This window comes from Thermococcus sp. M36 (assembly GCF_012027355.1).
Classification (GTDB): Archaea; Methanobacteriota_B; Thermococci; order Thermococcales; family Thermococcaceae; genus Thermococcus.
Genome location: NZ_SNUH01000316.1, coordinates 1 through 399 on the forward strand (window position 1 = coordinate 1; position 399 = coordinate 399).

Sequence of the window (399 nt, forward strand, 5' to 3'; positions counted from 1 at the left end):
TTAAATGCATAAGAATTGTAGTAATACATTTCATTACCGGGCTGAATGTCTAAGAAAGGATAAGGAACGGTGCCATATATTTTTCCTGCAAATAAATTAAGATAGAGTTTGCCGTAAGGGGCAATTTTTAAATAATCGCTTATACTGAAATCTAACTTATCGTAAGTGTAACTGCTTTTTAAAACATTCGGAAATGCATGTGTGTATTCAACATCAACAATAGGATAATCACTTCCCAGACTTACACGTAAAAAATTATCTTCTATATTTCTTTCTAAATAAGCAAAGCGTAAACGAACAAAAGTTTCAAAACTGTTTAAAGGATTACCCGTTGTTGTGGTGAAATAAGATTTATCTGGAAGGTTTTCTAACGGTTCAAATTGTCTGCTATTGGCACCA

1 protein-coding gene is annotated in these 399 nt (G+C 32.3%); it reads right to left on the reverse strand.

All coding sequences use genetic code 11. From position 1 onward, the window contains the following. Positions 1 to 399 (reverse strand): DUF5686 family protein (locus E3E36_RS12500; RefSeq protein WP_206203734.1); only part of this gene is annotated, 399 nt, incomplete at both ends.